Here is a 16,812-nt window from a genome sequence, read left to right as displayed (position 1 = left end):
GTATCCGATGAAGCGTGGGTTGTTGCTGATCCTGCTGTCGTTGTGGTCGCTGGCGGTGTTTGCCGAAGAGCGCATCGTCGAGTTCGCCAGCACTGTCGAAGTGAAGCCTTCCGGGGAACTGGAGGTCACCGAGGAGATCACGGTCGTTGCAGAGGGTCGTGATATCCGGCGAGGCATCTACCGCGACTTTCCGACGCTTTACGAAACGCGGGGCGGGGAGCGCGTGACCGTGCCCTTCGAGCTGGTCAGCGTCAGGCGCAACGGCGAGCTGGAAGATCGTCGTGTCGAGTCGATCAGCAACGGCGTTCGCATTTACATGGGCAGCGAGGGCCGCACGCTCGAGACCGGTGAGCATACCTTTACGCTCGTTTATCGAACCGGCTGGCAGATCGGTTTCTTCGAGGATTTCGACGAGCTGTACTGGAACGTGACCGGCAATGCCTGGGGCTTCCCGATCGAGCGTGCAAGCGCGGTCGTGAACCTGCCGCCGGGTGCTTCGCCGGATGACTTGCGCCTGGATGCCTATACCGGCCGCCAGGGCGAGAAGGGCGACGCTGCCGTCGGCGAAGTCGTCAGCGGCAGCCAGGTCCGTTTCGAGACGACGCGCTCTCTGGCACCCCGCGAGGGTCTGACGATCGCGGTGGGGTTCCCCAAGGGTCTGGTGCGCGAGCCCACCGCGGCGGAAAAGCGCCAGAAGCGATTGCGGGACAACCAGGTGGCGGTCATCGGCGCCGTCGGCACGCTGGTGGTGGTGCTCTGGTACCTGTTCGCCTGGCATCGCGTGGGGCGCGACCCCGACGGCGGCGCGGTCTACCCGCTCTACGACCCGCCGGAAGGCTACTCGCCGGCGATGCTGCGCTACGTCTGGAAGATGGGCTACGACAAGACCTGCCTGGCCGCCGCGCTGGTCAGCCTGGCGGTCAAGGGCGCGCTCAAACTCGACAAGGACAGCAGTGACGACTACGTGGCCGAGCGGCTCGACGGCGAGACCGAGTCGGCCACCGAGCGCAAGTTGCTCACCAGCCTGCTCGACGGGCCCGGCGACCGGATGGTGTTCGAGCAGTCCAATCACAAGGACATCAGCGCCGCGCTGAAAGCGCACGAAAAGGCGCTGTCGGGCCGCATGGAGGGCCGTTACTTCAAGCTCAATCGCTGGTGGGTGATTCCGGGCATTCTGATTTCGATCGTCACGCTCGTGGCCATGGTGTTGAGCCTGCCGGGCGAGAAGAAGTTCGTTGCCGGATTCCTGGCTGCGCACCAGGCGATCTGGAACCTGGGCACGGCGGTCTTGCTGATGCGGGTCTACAGAAGCTGGCGCGATCTCGACGGCGTGACCGACCTGATCGGCGCGATCGTGATGACGGCATTCAGTATCCCGTTCGCCGCGGCGTCCGTCTTCGTGCTGGGCTATTTCGGCATGACGATCGGCTGGATTCCGGGTGTGATGGTCGTGGCCATCGGCATCGTCAACGGCCTGTTCTGGAGCTGGATGCGGGCGCCGACCCTGCGCGGGCGCAAGCTGCTCGACCAGGTCGAGGGGTTGCGCCTGTACCTGACGGTTGCCGAGCGCGACGACATCGAGCAGCGCCACGCCGACGCGCCTCCGCAGACCTTCGAGGAGTTCGAGCGCCTGCTGCCCTATGCGGTGGCGCTGGACGCGGCCGATACCTGGGCGGAGCGCTTTGCCGCCGAGATCGAGGCGGCCGCGCAGGCGGGCAGCGCGCAGTCGCGGCCCTGGTATCCGGCCACCCTCAGCAACGGGCAGTTGACGGCCGCCGGCCTGGGCAGCGCGCTCGGATCGAGTCTCGCCAGCGCCACGGCGTCGGCTTCGTCCGCGCCGGGGTCGAGCTCCGGTAGCGGGGGCGGGGGCTTCTCCGGCGGTGGTGGTGGAGGCGGTGGTGGGGGTGGTTGGTAAGCCAATCCGAGAAGGGGTTCCGGGTTTTGGAAAAGCGGAATAGCTCGTCGCCCCGGGCTTGATTCGGGGCCTTCTCTGGCGCTGGCGCCTTCGGTGGGGAGGTCCCGGCTCTCCGCTGCGCTGCGGCCGGGATTACGGGATGTTTCCCGTCAATCCGGGGCCTTCCGTCGGTTGGCGCCTTCGTTTGTGGGGTCTATACTCGGATTCTGGTGATCGTTCAGAGCGTGTCCCATGGATCGGACCCTGGAGTCGACGGCGTCGTTGCTGCAGCAGGTTTCCGATGGCGACGAGCAGGCGCGGGAGCGCTTGTGTCGGCATTTCCTTCCTGTTCTCACTCGCTGGGCCCACGGCCGGCTGCCCGACTACGCCCGTGATCTCTCCGAGACGCAGGACCTGGTCCAGACCGCGCTGATCAGCGCCCTCGACCGCGTCGACGACTTCGACGCGCTGCGCGAGGGCGCTTTCCTGGCCTACCTGCGCAAGATCCTGCTCAACAACATCCGCATGGAGATCCGGCGCGTCACGCGTCGCAATCGCCACGGCCTGCAGGATGCCGAGCTCGAGCCGGCCGATCCCGAGGCCTCCATCCTGGGTGAGGTCATCGGCCTGGATGTGCTGGAACGGTACGAAGCGGCATTGATGACCCTGACGGACAAGGCCCGGGAGGCCGTGATGCTCAGAGTCGAATTCGGCTATTCCTTTCCCGAGATCGCGATGGCGACCGATACGCCTTCGGCCAACAGCGCGCGCATGCTGGTCTCGCGCTCGCTGGTCCAGCTGGCCGAGGCGATGAAGTGAGCCGGGACAAGGACCCGGCCGGCGGCCGGGCGCGGCGCATCCTCGAGCGCCTGACCGGTTCGAGCGAGTCGCTGGAAGAATCTGCGGGGCGTCTGGAGGATTCCCGCGTGGCCGAGCGGCTGCGCCAGATCGAGCAGCTTTTCCTGCTCCATGGCGGCGAGCGCGACAACGGCAGCGGACCCGACGCCGCGGATGTCCTGTTCGACTGGGGGCATCTGCAGGTACTGGAACGGCTGGGGGAGGGCAGTTTCGGCGAGGTCTATCGCGCCTACGACCGCACGCTCGACCGGGACGTCGCGCTCAAGCTGCTCAAGAGCGAACGCGGCCGGCCTTTCCAGTCCCAGCTGTTCATCCACGAGGCGCGGCAGCTCGCTTTGGTGCGCCACCGCAATGTCCTGGCGGTGCACGGTGCGGCGGTGCACGAGGGTCGGCCGGGCTTGTGGACGGACCTCATCGTCGGTCATACCGCGCACGACGAGCGATACCGCGAATCTTTCGAGCGACTTGATGCCGTGCTGGAACTCGTCGAGTCGCTCGCCCTGGCCTTGCAGGCGGTGCACGGCGCCGGGCTGGTCCACGGCGACGTCAAGCCTTCCAACATCATGCGCGACGCTTCGGGCGAGTGGATCCTGATGGATTTCGGCGCCAGTCTCGACCAGCGCCGGGCGCAGGGCGGGCCGGCGATGACGTCCGGCACGCCGCTGTACATGGCGCCGGAGGTTGTCCTGGGCGCCCCGCCGACACCCGAGTCCGACCTTTATTCGCTGGGTGCCACGCTCTATCGCGTGTTGACCGGTGAAGCACCCGTGCAAGCCGGGGACTGGAAGGGATTGCAGGCGTTCCACGAGGCAGGAAGGCAGCCGGCCTCGGCGGTCGGGCATGCCGGCCTGGATCGACGCGTGGCGCGCCTGGTCGACGCCTTGATGCGTCGCAAGCCCGGCGACCGTATCCGTCCGGAGGAAGTCATCGAGCGAGTCCGCTCGATCCGCGCGGCGCCGCAGCGGCGCTTTCGTTTGGCCGCTCTGGCCAGCATCGCCGTGCTGCTGGTGCTCGGGCTGACGCTGACGAGCATGGGGTTCTATCGCGCCAACGAAGCTCGCATCGAGGCCGAGCGCGAACAACGCAATAACGCCGCGGTCAACGAGTTTCTCCAGCGCGCACTGGCATCGCCCTCGACGACCGGTCGAGTTCGCGACCTCAAAGTCGAGGAGATGTTACTCAAAGCCGCTGATGACGTTATGCCCTCCTTGGCGGATCAGCCGGCGGCGCGAGCCGTGGTTCACCGAGTGCTGGCCGAATCTTTCAACACGCTTCGGATGCCTCATCGCGCCGAGGAGCAGATCGCCATTGCGCGTAAGGCCATGAAGGAACTCGAGCGTCCGTTGCCGGAGATCGAGCGCGGCCTCACACTGCAGGCCGCGCGCGCGTTGGAGCTGGACGATCGGCACGATGAGAGCATCGCCATTGCCGAAGACTTCCTCGCCCGAAACTCGACAGTGCTGGGCGAGAGCGACCGGCAAGTCCGGTGGGCTCGTATCTACCAGATCACCAATCGCCTCTCGCTCGGTCGCTATGACGAAGCCGAGGATCTGCTCGACACCTATTTTGCCGAGGTGCCCGCGCCGGAAACGGCCACGCGGCATTTCGGTTACGAAATCCTCCAGGCGCGGGCCAACCTCTACCGGATGCAGGGTCGCTACGACCAGGCGGTCGAAACCGCTAAAGAGGCCTTGGACTGGCTGGACCGTTTTCCACGGTCGCGGCCGATCAACCGCGCCTCGGCCTTGAGCAACCTGGCGCTGAACTACACCCACCTGGGGCAGTGGGAAGCGGCCATCGAGGCGGCCGGGGACGTGCTGGATCTTCAGGCGCGGATCTTCGGCGAACGATCACAGGAGTACCTGGAGAGCCTGATCAACCTGTCCGGCATCCAGCGCGAGGCGGGGCAGCTCGAGGCGTCTCGTGAGAGTCTGGTACGTGCCCGTGAGCTCATGCTGGAAAATCCCGACATCGCCTCCGCCGAGCAGCGGCTGGGCGTGTCGATGAACCTGGCCAACGTGCTCAATGCCACGGGCGAGCAGGCGCGCGGCGAAGCGATGATTCGCGAAGCCATGGACTTTGCCACGGCGCAGTGGGGCGAGAACAACCTCAACGTGCTCAAGCTCGAATACAATCTGGCCGAGCTGATGAACCAGCAGGGGCGTTTCGAGGCGGCGGCGGCGCTGGCGAGCCTGACGCTGGAGAAGAAGGCCGCCGCGCTCGGGGAGACGCACGCGTTCACCCTGTTGAGCATGGACAACCTGGCCGTGGCGCTGGGCGGGCTGGGCCGGGGCGAGGAAGCCGTCGAACTGCACGATCGCGCCTACGCGGCGCTCGATGGTCAGCTGGGTGCCGGGCATCCGTTCACGCTGCTGGCCGGACGTCATCGTGCCGCCGCCCTGCGGCAGTTCTCGCCGGGCCGGCTTTCGGCGGAAGCGGTCGACGCGTTGCTGCAGCGCCATGTCGAGACCTTCGGCGAAGACCATCCCGACACCCTCAGGGCGCGGGCGCTTCTGGCGCCCGAGTGACCGCTTATTTCGCCGTCTCAGGGTTCGAAGCGGTCCTGAAAGAGTCCATCCGGTTTGAACGGCGATTCCACGGCGCCGATGTCGACATTCGCCCCCTCGAGGCGGGAAGTGGTGCCGCCGCCGTCGAAGTCCTGCAGGCCGTACGACCAGTCGAGTTCGAACGGGCGCGGGACCGGGAAGGGTGGTGTGGGCTGCGAGCGTCCCTGGTCGATCAGTGGTGAACCGGCGGCCGGCGTGAAATCAACGCCGATCTGGACCAGCTGCGGATCGACCGACATGTTGCCATCGCTGAAGTCGCTGGCGGGTGGGTCGAAGAAGAAGTTGTTGTTGTAGACGTAGGTCGTGCCAACCCCGCCCAGCCAGGTGTCGTCGGTTTCGTTGGCCCAGAAGAGATTGTTCGCGATGTAGGCGCGCGACTGACTCGTGCCGTCGTTGTTGAGGTTGACGTGGAGCCCCGAAGTCGTCGTGGCGCTGGGCGACGAGACATCGTGAAAGCTGTACGTGAGCGAGTTGTTGATGAAGTAGAACCCCTGGTCACTGGCGGACATCGACGCAAACACGACGCCTTGCCCGTTCCCCGTGGAGTTGAACGCAAAGATGGAATTGCGCACGGTGACCTTGTTGCCCCCGGTGATGCGAATCGCCGATCCGCCGGCCGGCCCCTGGTTCCCGCTGAACTTGACGCGGTCGACCAGGATTTCGCCGCCGAAGCCGCTGGCCGGACCCGTGATGCTCAGGGCGCCGCTGGACGGGCTCGCCAGCGCCGAGGCGATCGTCAGGTTCTGCACCCGGACCTCGCCCGCCTCACCGGCCTGTCCCTGAATCGACATCACCAGTCGATTGCCCTCCCCGTCGAGCAGCGTGTCTCCCGGTTCGCCGTCGTTGTACACGCAGGGCGTCGCATCGAACCCCGGCGACCAGCCACCCGAGATGTCGAGATCGAACGCGCCGTCGCTGCTGTAGATGAACGGCTGCGGCGCCGGCGCCGGGTAAGTGCCCGAATGGATCCGGATGATGTCGTCCTGGCCGTTGGAGCCGGCTGTCGTCATCGCCTGCCTCAGCTGCTCCGAGGTCTGGACGCAGAATACGGCAGGCCACGCCAATGCGGGGGTGAGTGTCAAGGCTGCGAGAAGGGCCAACGCGGCCAGGCGCATGATGCGTGTCATCGGCTCGAACATGATCCACTCCTGAAGATGTCGGTATAGGGAGATCAATGCCGATGACCGCCTTGCTCGCACATTGGCCGCCGCGCCGGCGGCCAATTCGCCTTTGCCTTTTGGCCCGCCATGCCCCAAAGTAACGAGTTGAGCCAACGATGACCGAGGCAACGGCATGACATCCAACCCGACCCGCAACCTGGCGGTTTTCTGCGATTTCGAGAACATCGCCCTGGGCGTGCGCGATATGCGCTACGAGGCATTCGACATCGCCAGGGTGCTCGAGCGGCTGCTGCTCAAGGGCAATATCGTGGTCAAGAAGGCCTATTGCGACTGGGGGCGCTACCGGGAGTTCAAGCCGGCCATGCACGAGGCGGCCTTCGAGCTGATCGACATCCCGCACGTGCGTATGTCGGGCAAGAATTCGGCCGACATCCGCATGGTGGTCGACGCGCTCGACCTGTGCTACACCAAGGGGCACGTGGACACGTTCGTGCTGCTCAGCGGCGACTCGGATTTCTCGCCGCTGGTCTCGAAGCTGCGCGAGAACAACAAGACGGTGATCGGGGTGGGCGTGAAGAGTTCGACCTCGGACCTTCTGCTGGCCAACTGCGACGAGTTCATCTTCTACGACGACCTGATCCGCAAGAAGCCGCAGAAGCAGGCGAAGAAGAAGACCTCGAAGAAAAAGAAGACGGCTGCGGCAAAGCCCGTCGACGACAAGAAGCAGGAGGCCTTCGACCTGGTGCTGGAAACCGCCGAGGCGCTGTTCGCCGACCGCGACGCCGAGGAAAAGGTATGGGGCTCGATGGTCAAGCAGGCACTCAAGCGCCGCAAGCCGGGCTTCAGTGAGTCCTACCATGGCTTCAAGAGCTTCAACAACCTGCTCGAGGAAGCCCAGAAGGCCGGAATGCTGGATCTCAAGCCGGACGAGAAGTCCGGTGGTTACATCATCCAGTCCATCAAGGCCGAGGACTGATTCGGCCTTAGAGGGGCCATGCCATCAAAATCAAAACCTTGAAAACGCCAAGACGCTAAGGCGCAAAGAAACCAACAAAACGAATTGTGTTTTTTTGATAACTTCGCGTCTTCGCGTCTTTGCGTTTATTAGGTTTTTTGGAACGCTCCTTAGTCCGAACCGGCCGAGCTGCCGTCGTTGACGTGGTGGACCGTTCGTTGGGGGAACGGGATGGAGCAGCCGGCGGCTTCGAGTTCGGTCTTGATCTGCTCGAGCAGTTCGCTCCTGACCACCCAGTAGTCCGCGGCGTTCACCCAGGGGCGCACGGCGAAGTTGACGCTGGAGTCGGCGAGGTCCATGACCAGGATGGCCGGCTCGGGGTCCTTCAGAACCTTCTCGTGGCCGGTGATGACCTTCCAGATCGTGTCGCGGGCGACCTTGAGGTCGTCGCCGTAGTCGACGCCGATCAGCAGGTCGCAGCGGCGCGTTTCGAAGGCCGAGTAGTTGGTGATCGGGGCCGAGGTGATCTGGCCGTTGGGCACGATCACGTTGCGGTTGTCGGGCGTGATGAGCTGGGTGTTGAACAGGCCCACGCGCTCGACCGTGCCCGAGACGCCGCCGGCCTCGACGAAGTGCCCCTTGGTGAAGGGCTGGTAGCCGACCAGCATGACGCCCGAGGCGAAGTTGGACAGGCTGCTCTGCAGGGCCAGGCCGATCGCCAGGGCGGCGCCACCAAGGATGGCGATCAGCGGCGTGATGGCGACCCCGACGTAACTGATCGAGGCCAGGATCACGCACAGCAGCAGGGCCGAGTACAGGATGGTGCCGAGGAAGGCGACCAGCATGGCGTCGAGCTGTTTGCGGGTCATCGCCTTGTTGGCCAGCGCGACCACCGCCTTGGCGACCCAGCGGCCGATGATGAAGATCAGCAGCGCGCCGACGACCTTCCAGATGATGGCCAGTATCTGCGCCGTTTCGAGGTTGGCGTACCACTCTTGCAAGCTTTCCATGCGGGTCTCCCTGTGCTTTGTTCGGGTTATTCCGGAATCATGATCCGCGTTGGAGGGTACGTCAAGAATGTTGCGGGGGTGTCAAGGGATTCCAGGTTTCAGGTTTCAGGTTTCAGGAGGGGGCTTGTCGCCCCGGACCTGACCCGGGGCCTTCCATCGGATGGCGCCTTCGGTAGGGAGGTCCCGGCTCTCCGCTTCGCTTCGGCCGGGATGACGGGATGTTTCCCGTCAATCCGGGGCCTTCCATCGGATGGCGCCTTCGGTGGGAAGGTCCCGGCTCGGGGGCCGGGACGACGTTGCGCGTCGGTTCCGACGGCTCGCTTTACTTCGGCTCCAGGCGGACGGCGCCGTCGAGGCGCAGGGTGGTGCCGTTGAAGTAGGCGTTCTCGACGATGTGGGCGGCCAGGCGGGCGTATTCTTCCGGCTTGCCCAGGCGTTTCGGGAAGGGAATGGACTCGCCCAGGGCCTGCTGGACCTTCTCGGGCATGACGTCGACCATCGGGGTGTGGAACACGCCCGGGGCGATGGTCATCACGCGCACGCCGAAGCGGGTGAATTCGCGCGCCATGGGCAGGGTCATGCCGACCACGCCGCCCTTGGAGGCGGAGTAGGCGGCCTGGCCGATCTGGCCCTCGTACGCGGCCACCGAAGCGGTGTTGATGATGACGCCGCGCTCGCCGTCGTCGTTGGGCTCGTTGTGCTGCATGAGATTGGCGGCGGCCTTGCCCACGTTGAAGCTGCCGACGAGGTTGACCATCACGGTCTGGGAGAAGGTCTCGAGCGGCATCGGCGCTTCACGGCCGAGCACCCGACCGGCGCCGAGGATGCCGGCGCAGTTGACGGCGACGTTGATCTCGCCGAGCCAGTCCCTCGCATCGCCGAGGACCTGCTCGACTTGCGCTTCGCTGGTGACGTCGGTCTTGAAGAACTTCGCCTTGTCCTCGCCGAGCTTGCCGACGGCGTCGGCCGCCTTGTCCTCGTTGACGTCAAGCAGCGCGACCTTGCCGCCGAGCGAAACGAAGTGTTCGGCGACAGCAAAGCCGAGGCCCGAAACACCGCCGGTAATGACGGCCTTGATGTTCTTCGTATCCATTAGCTTTCTCCTGGCTATTCGAAAATCAAAATCAAATTCAAAAGCAAAATCTTTTAAACGCAAAGACGCAAAGCAGCAAAGAACGCAAAGAAAAAACTATAAATTGTTGACGACTCTGGAGATTCCGTTCTTGATGAGCCGCGTATTCCAATTGATCAGCAGCCCCAGTCTCAACTCACTTAGCTTCAGGTATGTAGAGACCTGTGATTTATGGACTGGGAGTAGTTCCTGCGTGACCTTGTTTTCGATCAGCAGGGCGTTGTTGATCAGCATGTCCACTCGGTAGGCCTTTTCGATTTTGAGGCCGTCGTAGTGAATGGGCAGCAGGACTTCGCTCTCCACCTGATGTCCGCGTTTTTCGAGCTCGTGTGTCAGACAAGCCTGGTATGCCGACTCAAGTAATCCAGGGCCAAGCGCACGATGCACCCTGAAGACACAGTCGACGCTCTCCTTCGCCAGCAGTTCGAGCTCCTCTCGGTCCATGCGTTCGCCTGTTCTTTGATCTATTTTTCTCTTTTTCTTTGCGTTCTTTGCTGCTTTGCGTCTTTGCGTTCAAGAGATTTTGATTCTAAAGGCCCATCTAACTCCGCTTGAGGATGGCCTGGCCGGTGCGGGAGCGGGGGCGGTCGAGTTCGCCGGCTATCCAGTCGCCGACGCGGGCCAGGGCCATGAGGTCGATGCCGGTTTTCATTCCCAGGCCGTTGAGCATGTAGACGACGTCTTCGGTGGCGACGTTGCCGGTCGCGCCCCGGGCGTAGGGGCAGCCGCCGAGGCCGGCGACGGAGGAGTCGACTACGCGCACGCCGGCGTCGAGGCAGGCGTGGATGTTGGCCAGGGCCTGGCCGTAGGTGTCGTGGAAGTGCACGGCCAGTTGTTCCATGGGCACCGACTTCGCCACGGTTTCGAGCATGGTTCGCGCCTTGGCCGGTGTGCCCACGCCGATGGTGTCGCCCAGCGAGATTTCCGCGCAGCCGGCCTCGTGAAGCGCCTCGGCGACGCGCACGACTTCGGCGACCGGCACCTCGCCCTGGTAGGGGCAGCCCAGCACGGTGGAGACGTAGCCGCGAACCCGCACGCCGTCGGCACGGGCGCGCTCGAGTACCGGCGCGAAGCGCTGCAGCGACTCGGCGATCGTGCAGTTGATGTTCTTCTTGTTGAAGGCCTCGGAGGCGGCCGTGAAAACCGCGATCTCATCGGCGCCGACCTGGCGGGCGCGCTCGTAGCCCTTCTCGTTGGGCACCAGCACGGGATAGCGCACACCCGGCTTGCGCTGGATGCGGCCGAAGACTTCCTCGGCGTCGGCCAGCTGCGGAATGGCCGGGGCGGCGACGAAGCTGGTGGCTTCGACGACGCCCAGGCCGGTGTCGGCGAGGCGCTCGATCAGTTCGATCTTGACCTCGGTCGGGATGGTGTAGGGCTCGTTCTGCAGCCCGTCGCGCGGCCCGACCTCGACGATGGTGACGTGATCGGACATTGGCTCAGACGAGTTCGACGGCAATCGCGGTGGCTTCGCCGCCGCCGATGCACAGGCTGGCGACGCCGCGCTTGCCGCCGCGGGCCTTGAGCGCGTGGATCAGCGTGACCAGGATGCGCGCGCCGCTGGCGCCGATCGGGTGGCCCAGGGCGCAGGCGCCGCCGTTGACGTTGACCTTCTCGTGCGGCAGGTCGAGTTCGGTCATCGCCGCCATGGTGACCGCAGCGAAGGCCTCGTTGATCTCGAACAGGTCGACGTCATCGGCCTTCCAGCCGGCCTTGTCGAGTACCTTGGAGATCGCACCGACCGGGGCGGTCGTGAACCACTCCGGCTCCTGCGAGTGCGTGGCGTGGGCGACGATGCGCGCCAGGGGCTCTGCGCCGCGCGATTCGGCCTCGGACTCGCGCATCAGCACGGTCGCGGCCGCGCCGTCGGAAATCTTCGAAGAGCTGGCCGCGGTGATGGTGCCGTCCTTGGCGAAGGCCGGGCGCAGCTTGGTCATCTTGTCGACGGGGCACTTGGCCGGTTCTTCGTCGGTGGCGACTTCGATTTCGCCCTTGCGGGTCTTGACCGTGACCGGGGTGATTTCGGCGGCGAAGGCTTCCGTTTCGATGGCCTTCATGGCCCGCTCGACCGAGGCCTTGGAGAAGGCGTCCTGCTCGTCGCGGGTGAAGCCGTACTTGGCCACGCACTGCTCCCCGAACTGGCCCATCATCTGGCCGTCGTAGGGGTTCTGCAGGCCGTCGAAGAACATGTGGTCGAGGAACTTGGCGTGGCCCATGCGCAGGCCGCGCTCGGCCATGTAGGGCGCGTTGGTCATCGATTCCATGCCGCCGGCGACGACGACGTCGGCCGAGCCGGCCAGCAGCGCGTCGTGACCCTGCATGACGGCCTTCATGCCGGAGCCGCAGACCTTGTTGATCGTGGTGCAGCCGGCCGACACCGGCAGTCCGGCACCCAGGGAGGCCTGCCGGGCCGGTGCCTGGCCCACGCCGGCGGGCAGCACGCAGCCCATGATCACTTCGGAGACATCCGCGCCGTCGACGCCGGCGTCGGCCAGGACGGCCTTGATGGCGGCCGCGCCCAGGTCGGGCGACTTGGTCGGGGCGAACTGGCCCTGGAAGGAGCCGATGGCGGTCCGTCGGGCGGAAACGATGACAATGGAATCGGTCATGGGGCAAATCCGTGGTTTGTAGACTCAGCCGGGTATTATCGCAGGTTGGGCCGAGGGGTTGCGACCACAAGCTGTCCGGGCGGTGTCCCGGGAGACGGGCGCCCGACGAGCGGCGGGTTTTGCCGCTCGCGCGGTTCGCCCCGGGCATTTCTCGCTGCCTACCATGTCTGCGAGTCTCCCGGACGCTCGTGCGCGAGGGCGTGAGAGGAACCGGCCGGATGCCGCGTCGTTCCACTCGTCCCTGCCCGGTCCGAGACGGGGGCTGGAAATAGGGGCATCGTGGTCATCGAGGGAGAAGGAGCCGGTGTCTCCGACAGTTCGAAAGTTTGCAGTTCTCATCCTGGCGTTCGTCGCCACCCAGGCCTGGTCGCAGGTCCCGCCGGTCAATCCCGGCTTTCCTACCAACCAGTCGTGCACCCCCGGCCAGCTGTTCGATCGGCAGATCGGGCTCGGTCGCGTCGCCAACATCGCCTACCACGACGGCTGGATCCTGACCAGCAACGTCGGCGGCGGGTCGCCGCGCTGGTGGCGATTCACCGATACCGACGACCCGGCCAGCTTCTCGATTGTCAACGACACAAGCGCCGAGGTGCCCACCGATCACGGGACGCACGCGACCACCAAGGTCGGCGACTGGGTCTGCGGGGCCTGGGGTTGTCGGGTGCGCCGCGATGTGCCCAGCGGCCAGCTGGTCAATGAACTGATGCCGCCTTCGGCACCCGGCGAGTGGGAATTCGGCGGCGGCTTCACGCCGCAGAACCAGCCCGGCCCGGCCGCTGGCGAGCTGCATCGTCTCTACTATCCCTGGGCGCTGCCGTTCAACTGGATCCAGTACGGCGAGAACCCGGGTCAGGGCCGCATCTGGCGCGGCGACGAGCTGCTGGCCGAGTGGGAGCCGCTGGCCGATCACGGCATCGCCGGCAATGCCATCCTGCTGGGCAACTACCTGTTCATGGTCTCCGACGCCTCGATGCTGGGCGTGGTCGCCTACGACATCTCGCCGTTGTTCGATTCGCCGCCGGGTCCGCCGCAGTTTCTCGACAAGCTTTCCGGGCCGTTCGGCGCCTACATCGGCACGGTCTGGGAGAACTACCTGCTGCTGGCCGGGGGTGACCCGCGCAATCTGTTCTACGTGGTGGACTACTCCGACCCGACCAATCTCGAGCTGGTCACGACGATGAACCTCGACGGCAATCCCGCCCTGGATGCCGGCACCAACGTGCCCTACGTGCAGGTACAGGACGAATTCGCCTTCACGCGCCGGCACAAGATCAACATGGAAACGCTCACGCCGGTGCTCGAGCTCGACGAGGTGGGCGACAGCCGTCCGCCCGGCAGCGTCGGCGGCCAGCTCGACGTCAGCCAGTACGCCAAGCCCATCGGCAACCTGCTGGTCACCGGCGCCTACAGCTTTTCCGGACGCGACGGGGTGGGTGTCTGGTGCCACCAGGCCAGCCCCGACACGCGCGGCCCCTACGTGGGCTACCACATCCCGCGTCCCGGCCAGACCAACTACCCGCTGGGTGCGCCGGTCAGCCTGGTCATTGCCGAGACCCTGGAGTCTTTCACCATCGTCAACGGCGAGACGGTGATCCTGAGGCCGGTCGGCGGCGAGCCCGTCGACGCCTGGGTGTCGTTCTCCCACGACAGCATCCTGACCATCACGCCGCACGAATACCTGCAGCCCGACACCACCTACGAGGTCGTGCTGGTCGACGGCGGCATCAAGGATGCGGCCGGCAACGGCATGTCCGGCTATTCGTTTTCCTTTTCGACAGGCGGCAGCGTCGGCGGCGGCAACGCCGCACCCGAGATCGAGTCGTTCAGCGTCGCGCCCTCGCCGACGGAACCCGGCAGCAACGTCACCCTGCAGGCGAGCGCCAGCGACGCGGAGGGCGAGGCACTCGAATACCGCTTCGGCTTCGGCGACGGGACGCCGACCACGGCCTGGTCGGCGTCGAGCAGCGTCAGCCATACCTACCAGCAGGCCGGGCACTTCGAGGCCAAGGTGCAGGTCCGCGACCTGCGCGCGGACGGGTCGGTTTCGGTGGTGACCGACACGCGCACGGTGACCGTTGCGCCCCTGCCGGCCGGACCGCTGCCGACGCATTCATCCACGATCGCGGTCGATGAGGCGCGCCGCCTGGTCTGGGTGGTCAACCCCGATCATGACAGCGTGGCGCGCATGGACGCCGACAGCGGCGCGCGCCTGGCCGAGATCGACCTCTCCGCGGGCGCCGAGCCGGGCATGACGGCGCCCTGGAATCTGGCGGTGGCCGACGACGGCCAGGTCTGGGTGACGCTGCGCGACGCCGATGCGGTCGCGGTACTGGACACGAGCGGGGCGATCGTCGATCGCATCCAGCTCGATTACGGCAGCGCGCCGCACGGCGTGGCGATTTCGCCCGACGGAGGCAGCGTGTTCGTGACCACCCACGCCGGCGGCCAGTCCGACCCGGGCAACGGCCGGCTGCTGCGCTTCGACCGCGCGAGCCGAAGCCTGACCGGCGAGCTGGAACTGGGGCCCACGGCCGGGGCGATCGCGCTTGGCGGGGACGGCAACCGCGCCTATGTCGCGCGATTCATCTCCGGGCCGCATTACGGCGAGATCTGGGCGGTGGATCCGCAATCGATGTCGCTGATCGAGCGTCTTGAATTGTGGCGCGACCGCGGCCGCGACGGGCTCAGCGGCGGCGGTTCACTGGGACCGGGCGTGCCCAACTACATCGCCGGTCTGACCATCGATCCGCACGGCGAATGGCTCTGGTATACCGGCATCAAGATGGACACCAACCGCGGCGGGTTCTTCGACCAGGGCACGGGCCTGAACCTCCCGCTGGCGCACGACTCGACGGTACGCCCGATGCTGGGGCGTTTCGACCTCGGCGCCGGCGGCGGGCCGGCCGAGCCCGGCGTTTCGGGCTTCTCCAACGGGCGCATCGACGCCGACAACGCCGATTCGCCCTCGGCGATCGTGTTCAGCCCCCGCGGCGACTACGTCTTTGCCGCCATGCAGGGCAACGATTTCGTGATGGTCTTCGACGACCTGGCGATTCGCGACGGCGGCGGCCGCACCTCCCTGGCCCGGCTGGGCACGGGTTCGGCGCCGCGCGGCCTGGCCTTCGATGCCACCGCCGAGACCCTGTGGGTCCAGAACTTCATGAGCCGCGACGTCTCGCGGATCGACGTCGGCGGCTTCCTGGCCGACGGCAGCCGGCAGTTTCCGGCGGGGGTCAACGCCACGGCGAGCGGTGAGCCGCTGGGGCCGAGCGTGGCGGCCGGCAAGCGCCATTTCTTCTTCGCCGGGAATCATCCCGAAGGCGATAACGAGATGAGCTTCGAGGGCTACATTTCCTGTGCCAGCTGCCACGTCGACGGTCGCCACGACGGTCGGGTCTGGGACTTCACCCAGCGCGGGGAGGGCCTGCGCAACACCACCGACCTGCGCGGACGCGCGGGCACGGGTCAGGGCAATGTCCACTGGACGGGCAACTTCGACGAGATCCAGGACTTCGTGCTCGATATCGTCAACGAGTTCGACGGCGGCGGCTTCCTGCCCGACGGTGAACTGCCGCATCCGTCGCTGGGCGCGCCCAACGGCGGGCGCAGCGCCGCGCTCGACGAGCTGGCCGCCTACGTGAGTTCGCTGGCTCTCGAGTCGCTGCCCCGCAGTCCCTATCGCCAGCCCGACGGCCAGCTCACGGCGCAGGCGGTCAACGGTCGCGACGTGTTCGAGTCGCTCGACTGCGCCAGTTGCCACGATCCCCTCGTCGGCTTCACCGATTCGAGCCTGGGGACGGCCACGCTGCACGATGTGGGCACGATCCGGACTTCGTCGGGTTCCCGCCTGGGGCAACCGCTGACCGGCATCGACACACCCTCGCTGCTCGGCGCCTGGGACGGCGCGCCTTTCTTCCACGATGGTTCGGCGGCCACCCTGGAGGAGGTTTTCGTCGTTGCCGGCGGCACCCTCTACCAGGCCGAGGATGCTGCCCTGGGCGGCGGCGCGAGCATTCCGCCCTTCCTCGAGATCAACTGGGACAGCACCTCGCACGGTTCACTCGTGCAGTTCGGCAATGACGGCGACAGCGTGACCTTCACCGGTGTCGACGGCGGCAGCGGCGGCCACGGCACGATCGAGCTGCGCCACATGCCCGGCAGTCCCGGAACCTTGAGGTTGCGCGTTAACGGCGCGGTGATCGAGGACCGAAGCTTTACTCAGCAGCGCACCCATTTCGAGTGGCAGCCGCTGCGCTTCGAGGACGTACCGCTGAATGCCGGAGCGGCCAACACGATCCAGGTGGAGCGGCTGAGCGCCTCGAGCTGGCAGAGCCTGGCGATCGACGAAATGCTGGTCAGTACGTCGGACGACCTGGCGTCGGCGGCGCCGCATCGCGTGGTGCAGACGCTGGACGGCGGCGATCGCGCCGACCTGCTGGCCTGGCTGCGGCAGCTCGACGGGCGGAATGACCAGGGGGAGATCGTGGATGGGGATTTGATCTTTCGGGATGGGTTTTGGTGAGGCTTTAGGTTTCAGGGGTTCAGGTTTCAGGTTTCAGGTTTCAGGATTCAGGTTTCAGGAAACCTCTCGTTGCCCCGGGCTTGACCCGGGGCCTTCCATCCGCTGGCGCCTTCGGCTGGGAGGTCCCGGCTCGGAGGCCGGGAC

The 16,812-nt window shown here is 65.9% G+C and carries 11 protein-coding genes; 5 read left to right on the top strand and 6 right to left on the bottom strand.

All coding sequences use genetic code 11. The annotated features are described in order from the left end of the window. Nucleotides 1-7: 7 nt before the first annotated feature. From DZC52_RS15275 to DZC52_RS15265, 3 genes are all read left to right on the top strand, one after another. Nucleotides 8-1,915 carry a DUF2207 domain-containing protein gene (locus tag DZC52_RS15275; protein WP_116652025.1) on the top strand — a complete coding sequence of 636 codons (1,908 nt, stop codon included), beginning with the start codon at nt 8-10 and terminating at the stop codon, nt 1,913-1,915. 231 nt (nt 1,916-2,146) lie between these two features. After that, nucleotides 2,147-2,713 (top strand): RNA polymerase sigma factor, encoded by a 567-nt coding sequence (locus tag DZC52_RS15270; RefSeq protein ID WP_116652024.1) that lies wholly within the window; start codon nt 2,147-2,149, stop codon nt 2,711-2,713. Then, nucleotides 2,710-5,280 carry a serine/threonine-protein kinase gene (locus DZC52_RS15265; RefSeq protein WP_116652023.1) on the top strand — a complete coding sequence of 857 codons (2,571 nt, stop codon included), beginning with the start codon at nt 2,710-2,712 and terminating at the stop codon, nt 5,278-5,280. Before DZC52_RS15270 ends, DZC52_RS15265 begins: the two co-directional genes overlap by 4 nt. Nucleotides 5,281-5,297: 17 nt before the next feature. Here the strand turns inward: DZC52_RS15265 and DZC52_RS15260 are convergent, their stop codons facing one another. Continuing rightward, nucleotides 5,298-6,458: a hypothetical protein gene (locus DZC52_RS15260; RefSeq protein ID WP_116652022.1), complete on the bottom strand. Its 1,161-nt coding sequence runs from the start codon at nt 6,456-6,458 to the stop codon at nt 5,298-5,300. Between the two features lie 154 nt (nt 6,459-6,612). On the opposite strand from DZC52_RS15260, the gene DZC52_RS15255 reads away from it, so the two are divergent. After that, nucleotides 6,613-7,416, top strand: a complete 804-nt coding sequence (locus DZC52_RS15255; RefSeq protein WP_116652021.1) for an NYN domain-containing protein — start codon at nt 6,613-6,615, stop codon at nt 7,414-7,416. 149 nt (nt 7,417-7,565) lie between these two features. Here the strand turns inward: DZC52_RS15255 and DZC52_RS15250 are convergent, their stop codons facing one another. The 5 genes from DZC52_RS15250 to DZC52_RS15230 all read right to left on the bottom strand — a co-directional run bounded on the left by DZC52_RS15250 (nt 7,566) and on the right by DZC52_RS15230 (nt 12,146). After that, nucleotides 7,566-8,405 carry a mechanosensitive ion channel family protein gene (locus DZC52_RS15250; RefSeq protein ID WP_116652020.1) on the bottom strand — a complete coding sequence of 280 codons (840 nt, stop codon included), beginning with the start codon at nt 8,403-8,405 and terminating at the stop codon, nt 7,566-7,568. A 322-nt stretch (nt 8,406-8,727) separates the two neighbouring features. After that, entirely contained in the window at nt 8,728-9,498 is a 771-nt protein-coding gene (locus tag DZC52_RS15245) for an SDR family NAD(P)-dependent oxidoreductase (RefSeq protein ID WP_116652019.1), read from the bottom strand. Between the two features lie 96 nt (nt 9,499-9,594). Then, a complete protein-coding gene (locus DZC52_RS15240; RefSeq protein WP_116652018.1) occupies nt 9,595-9,981 on the bottom strand; it encodes a GxxExxY protein in 387 nt (128 codons plus the stop codon). 97 nt (nt 9,982-10,078) lie between these two features. Beyond that, nucleotides 10,079-10,972, bottom strand: a complete 894-nt coding sequence (locus tag DZC52_RS15235) for a hydroxymethylglutaryl-CoA lyase (RefSeq protein WP_116652017.1) — start codon at nt 10,970-10,972, stop codon at nt 10,079-10,081. Nucleotides 10,973-10,976: 4 nt separating this feature from the next. Next, nucleotides 10,977-12,146, bottom strand: coding sequence for an acetyl-CoA C-acyltransferase (locus DZC52_RS15230; protein ID WP_116652016.1), 1,170 nt, complete (start codon nt 12,144-12,146; stop codon nt 10,977-10,979). Nucleotides 12,147-12,450: 304 nt separating this feature from the next. Between DZC52_RS15230 and DZC52_RS15225 the strand changes: the two genes are divergently transcribed. Next, entirely contained in the window at nt 12,451-16,668 is a 4,218-nt protein-coding gene (locus tag DZC52_RS15225; RefSeq protein WP_181918988.1) for an Ig-like domain-containing protein, read from the top strand. Nucleotides 16,669-16,812 lie beyond the last annotated feature (144 nt).

It is taken from the genome of Wenzhouxiangella sediminis (genome assembly GCF_003410055.1).
GTDB classification, from domain to species: Bacteria; Pseudomonadota; Gammaproteobacteria; order Xanthomonadales; family Wenzhouxiangellaceae; genus Wenzhouxiangella; species Wenzhouxiangella sediminis.
This window is presented reverse-complemented; position numbering and strand designations above follow the sequence as displayed.

What these genes read in the sequence shown, in the direction of transcription:
- DZC52_RS15275 (WP_116652025.1), top strand. Translation starts at nt 8, where the DNA reads ATGAAGCGTGGGTTGTTGCTGATCCTGCTGTCGTTGTGGTCGCTGGCG.
- DZC52_RS15270 (WP_116652024.1), top strand. Translation starts at nt 2,147, where the DNA reads ATGGATCGGACCCTGGAGTCGACGGCGTCGTTGCTGCAGCAGGTTTCC.
- DZC52_RS15260 (WP_116652022.1), bottom strand. Translation starts at nt 6,458, where the DNA reads ATGTTCGAGCCGATGACACGCATCATGCGCCTGGCCGCGTTGGCCCTT.
- DZC52_RS15255 (WP_116652021.1), top strand. Translation starts at nt 6,613, where the DNA reads ATGACATCCAACCCGACCCGCAACCTGGCGGTTTTCTGCGATTTCGAG.
- DZC52_RS15250 (WP_116652020.1), bottom strand. Translation starts at nt 8,405, where the DNA reads ATGGAAAGCTTGCAAGAGTGGTACGCCAACCTCGAAACGGCGCAGATA.
- DZC52_RS15245 (WP_116652019.1), bottom strand. Translation starts at nt 9,498, where the DNA reads ATGGATACGAAGAACATCAAGGCCGTCATTACCGGCGGTGTTTCGGGC.
- DZC52_RS15240 (WP_116652018.1), bottom strand. Translation starts at nt 9,981, where the DNA reads ATGGACCGAGAGGAGCTCGAACTGCTGGCGAAGGAGAGCGTCGACTGT.
- DZC52_RS15235 (WP_116652017.1), bottom strand. Translation starts at nt 10,972, where the DNA reads ATGTCCGATCACGTCACCATCGTCGAGGTCGGGCCGCGCGACGGGCTG.
- DZC52_RS15230 (WP_116652016.1), bottom strand. Translation starts at nt 12,146, where the DNA reads ATGACCGATTCCATTGTCATCGTTTCCGCCCGACGGACCGCCATCGGC.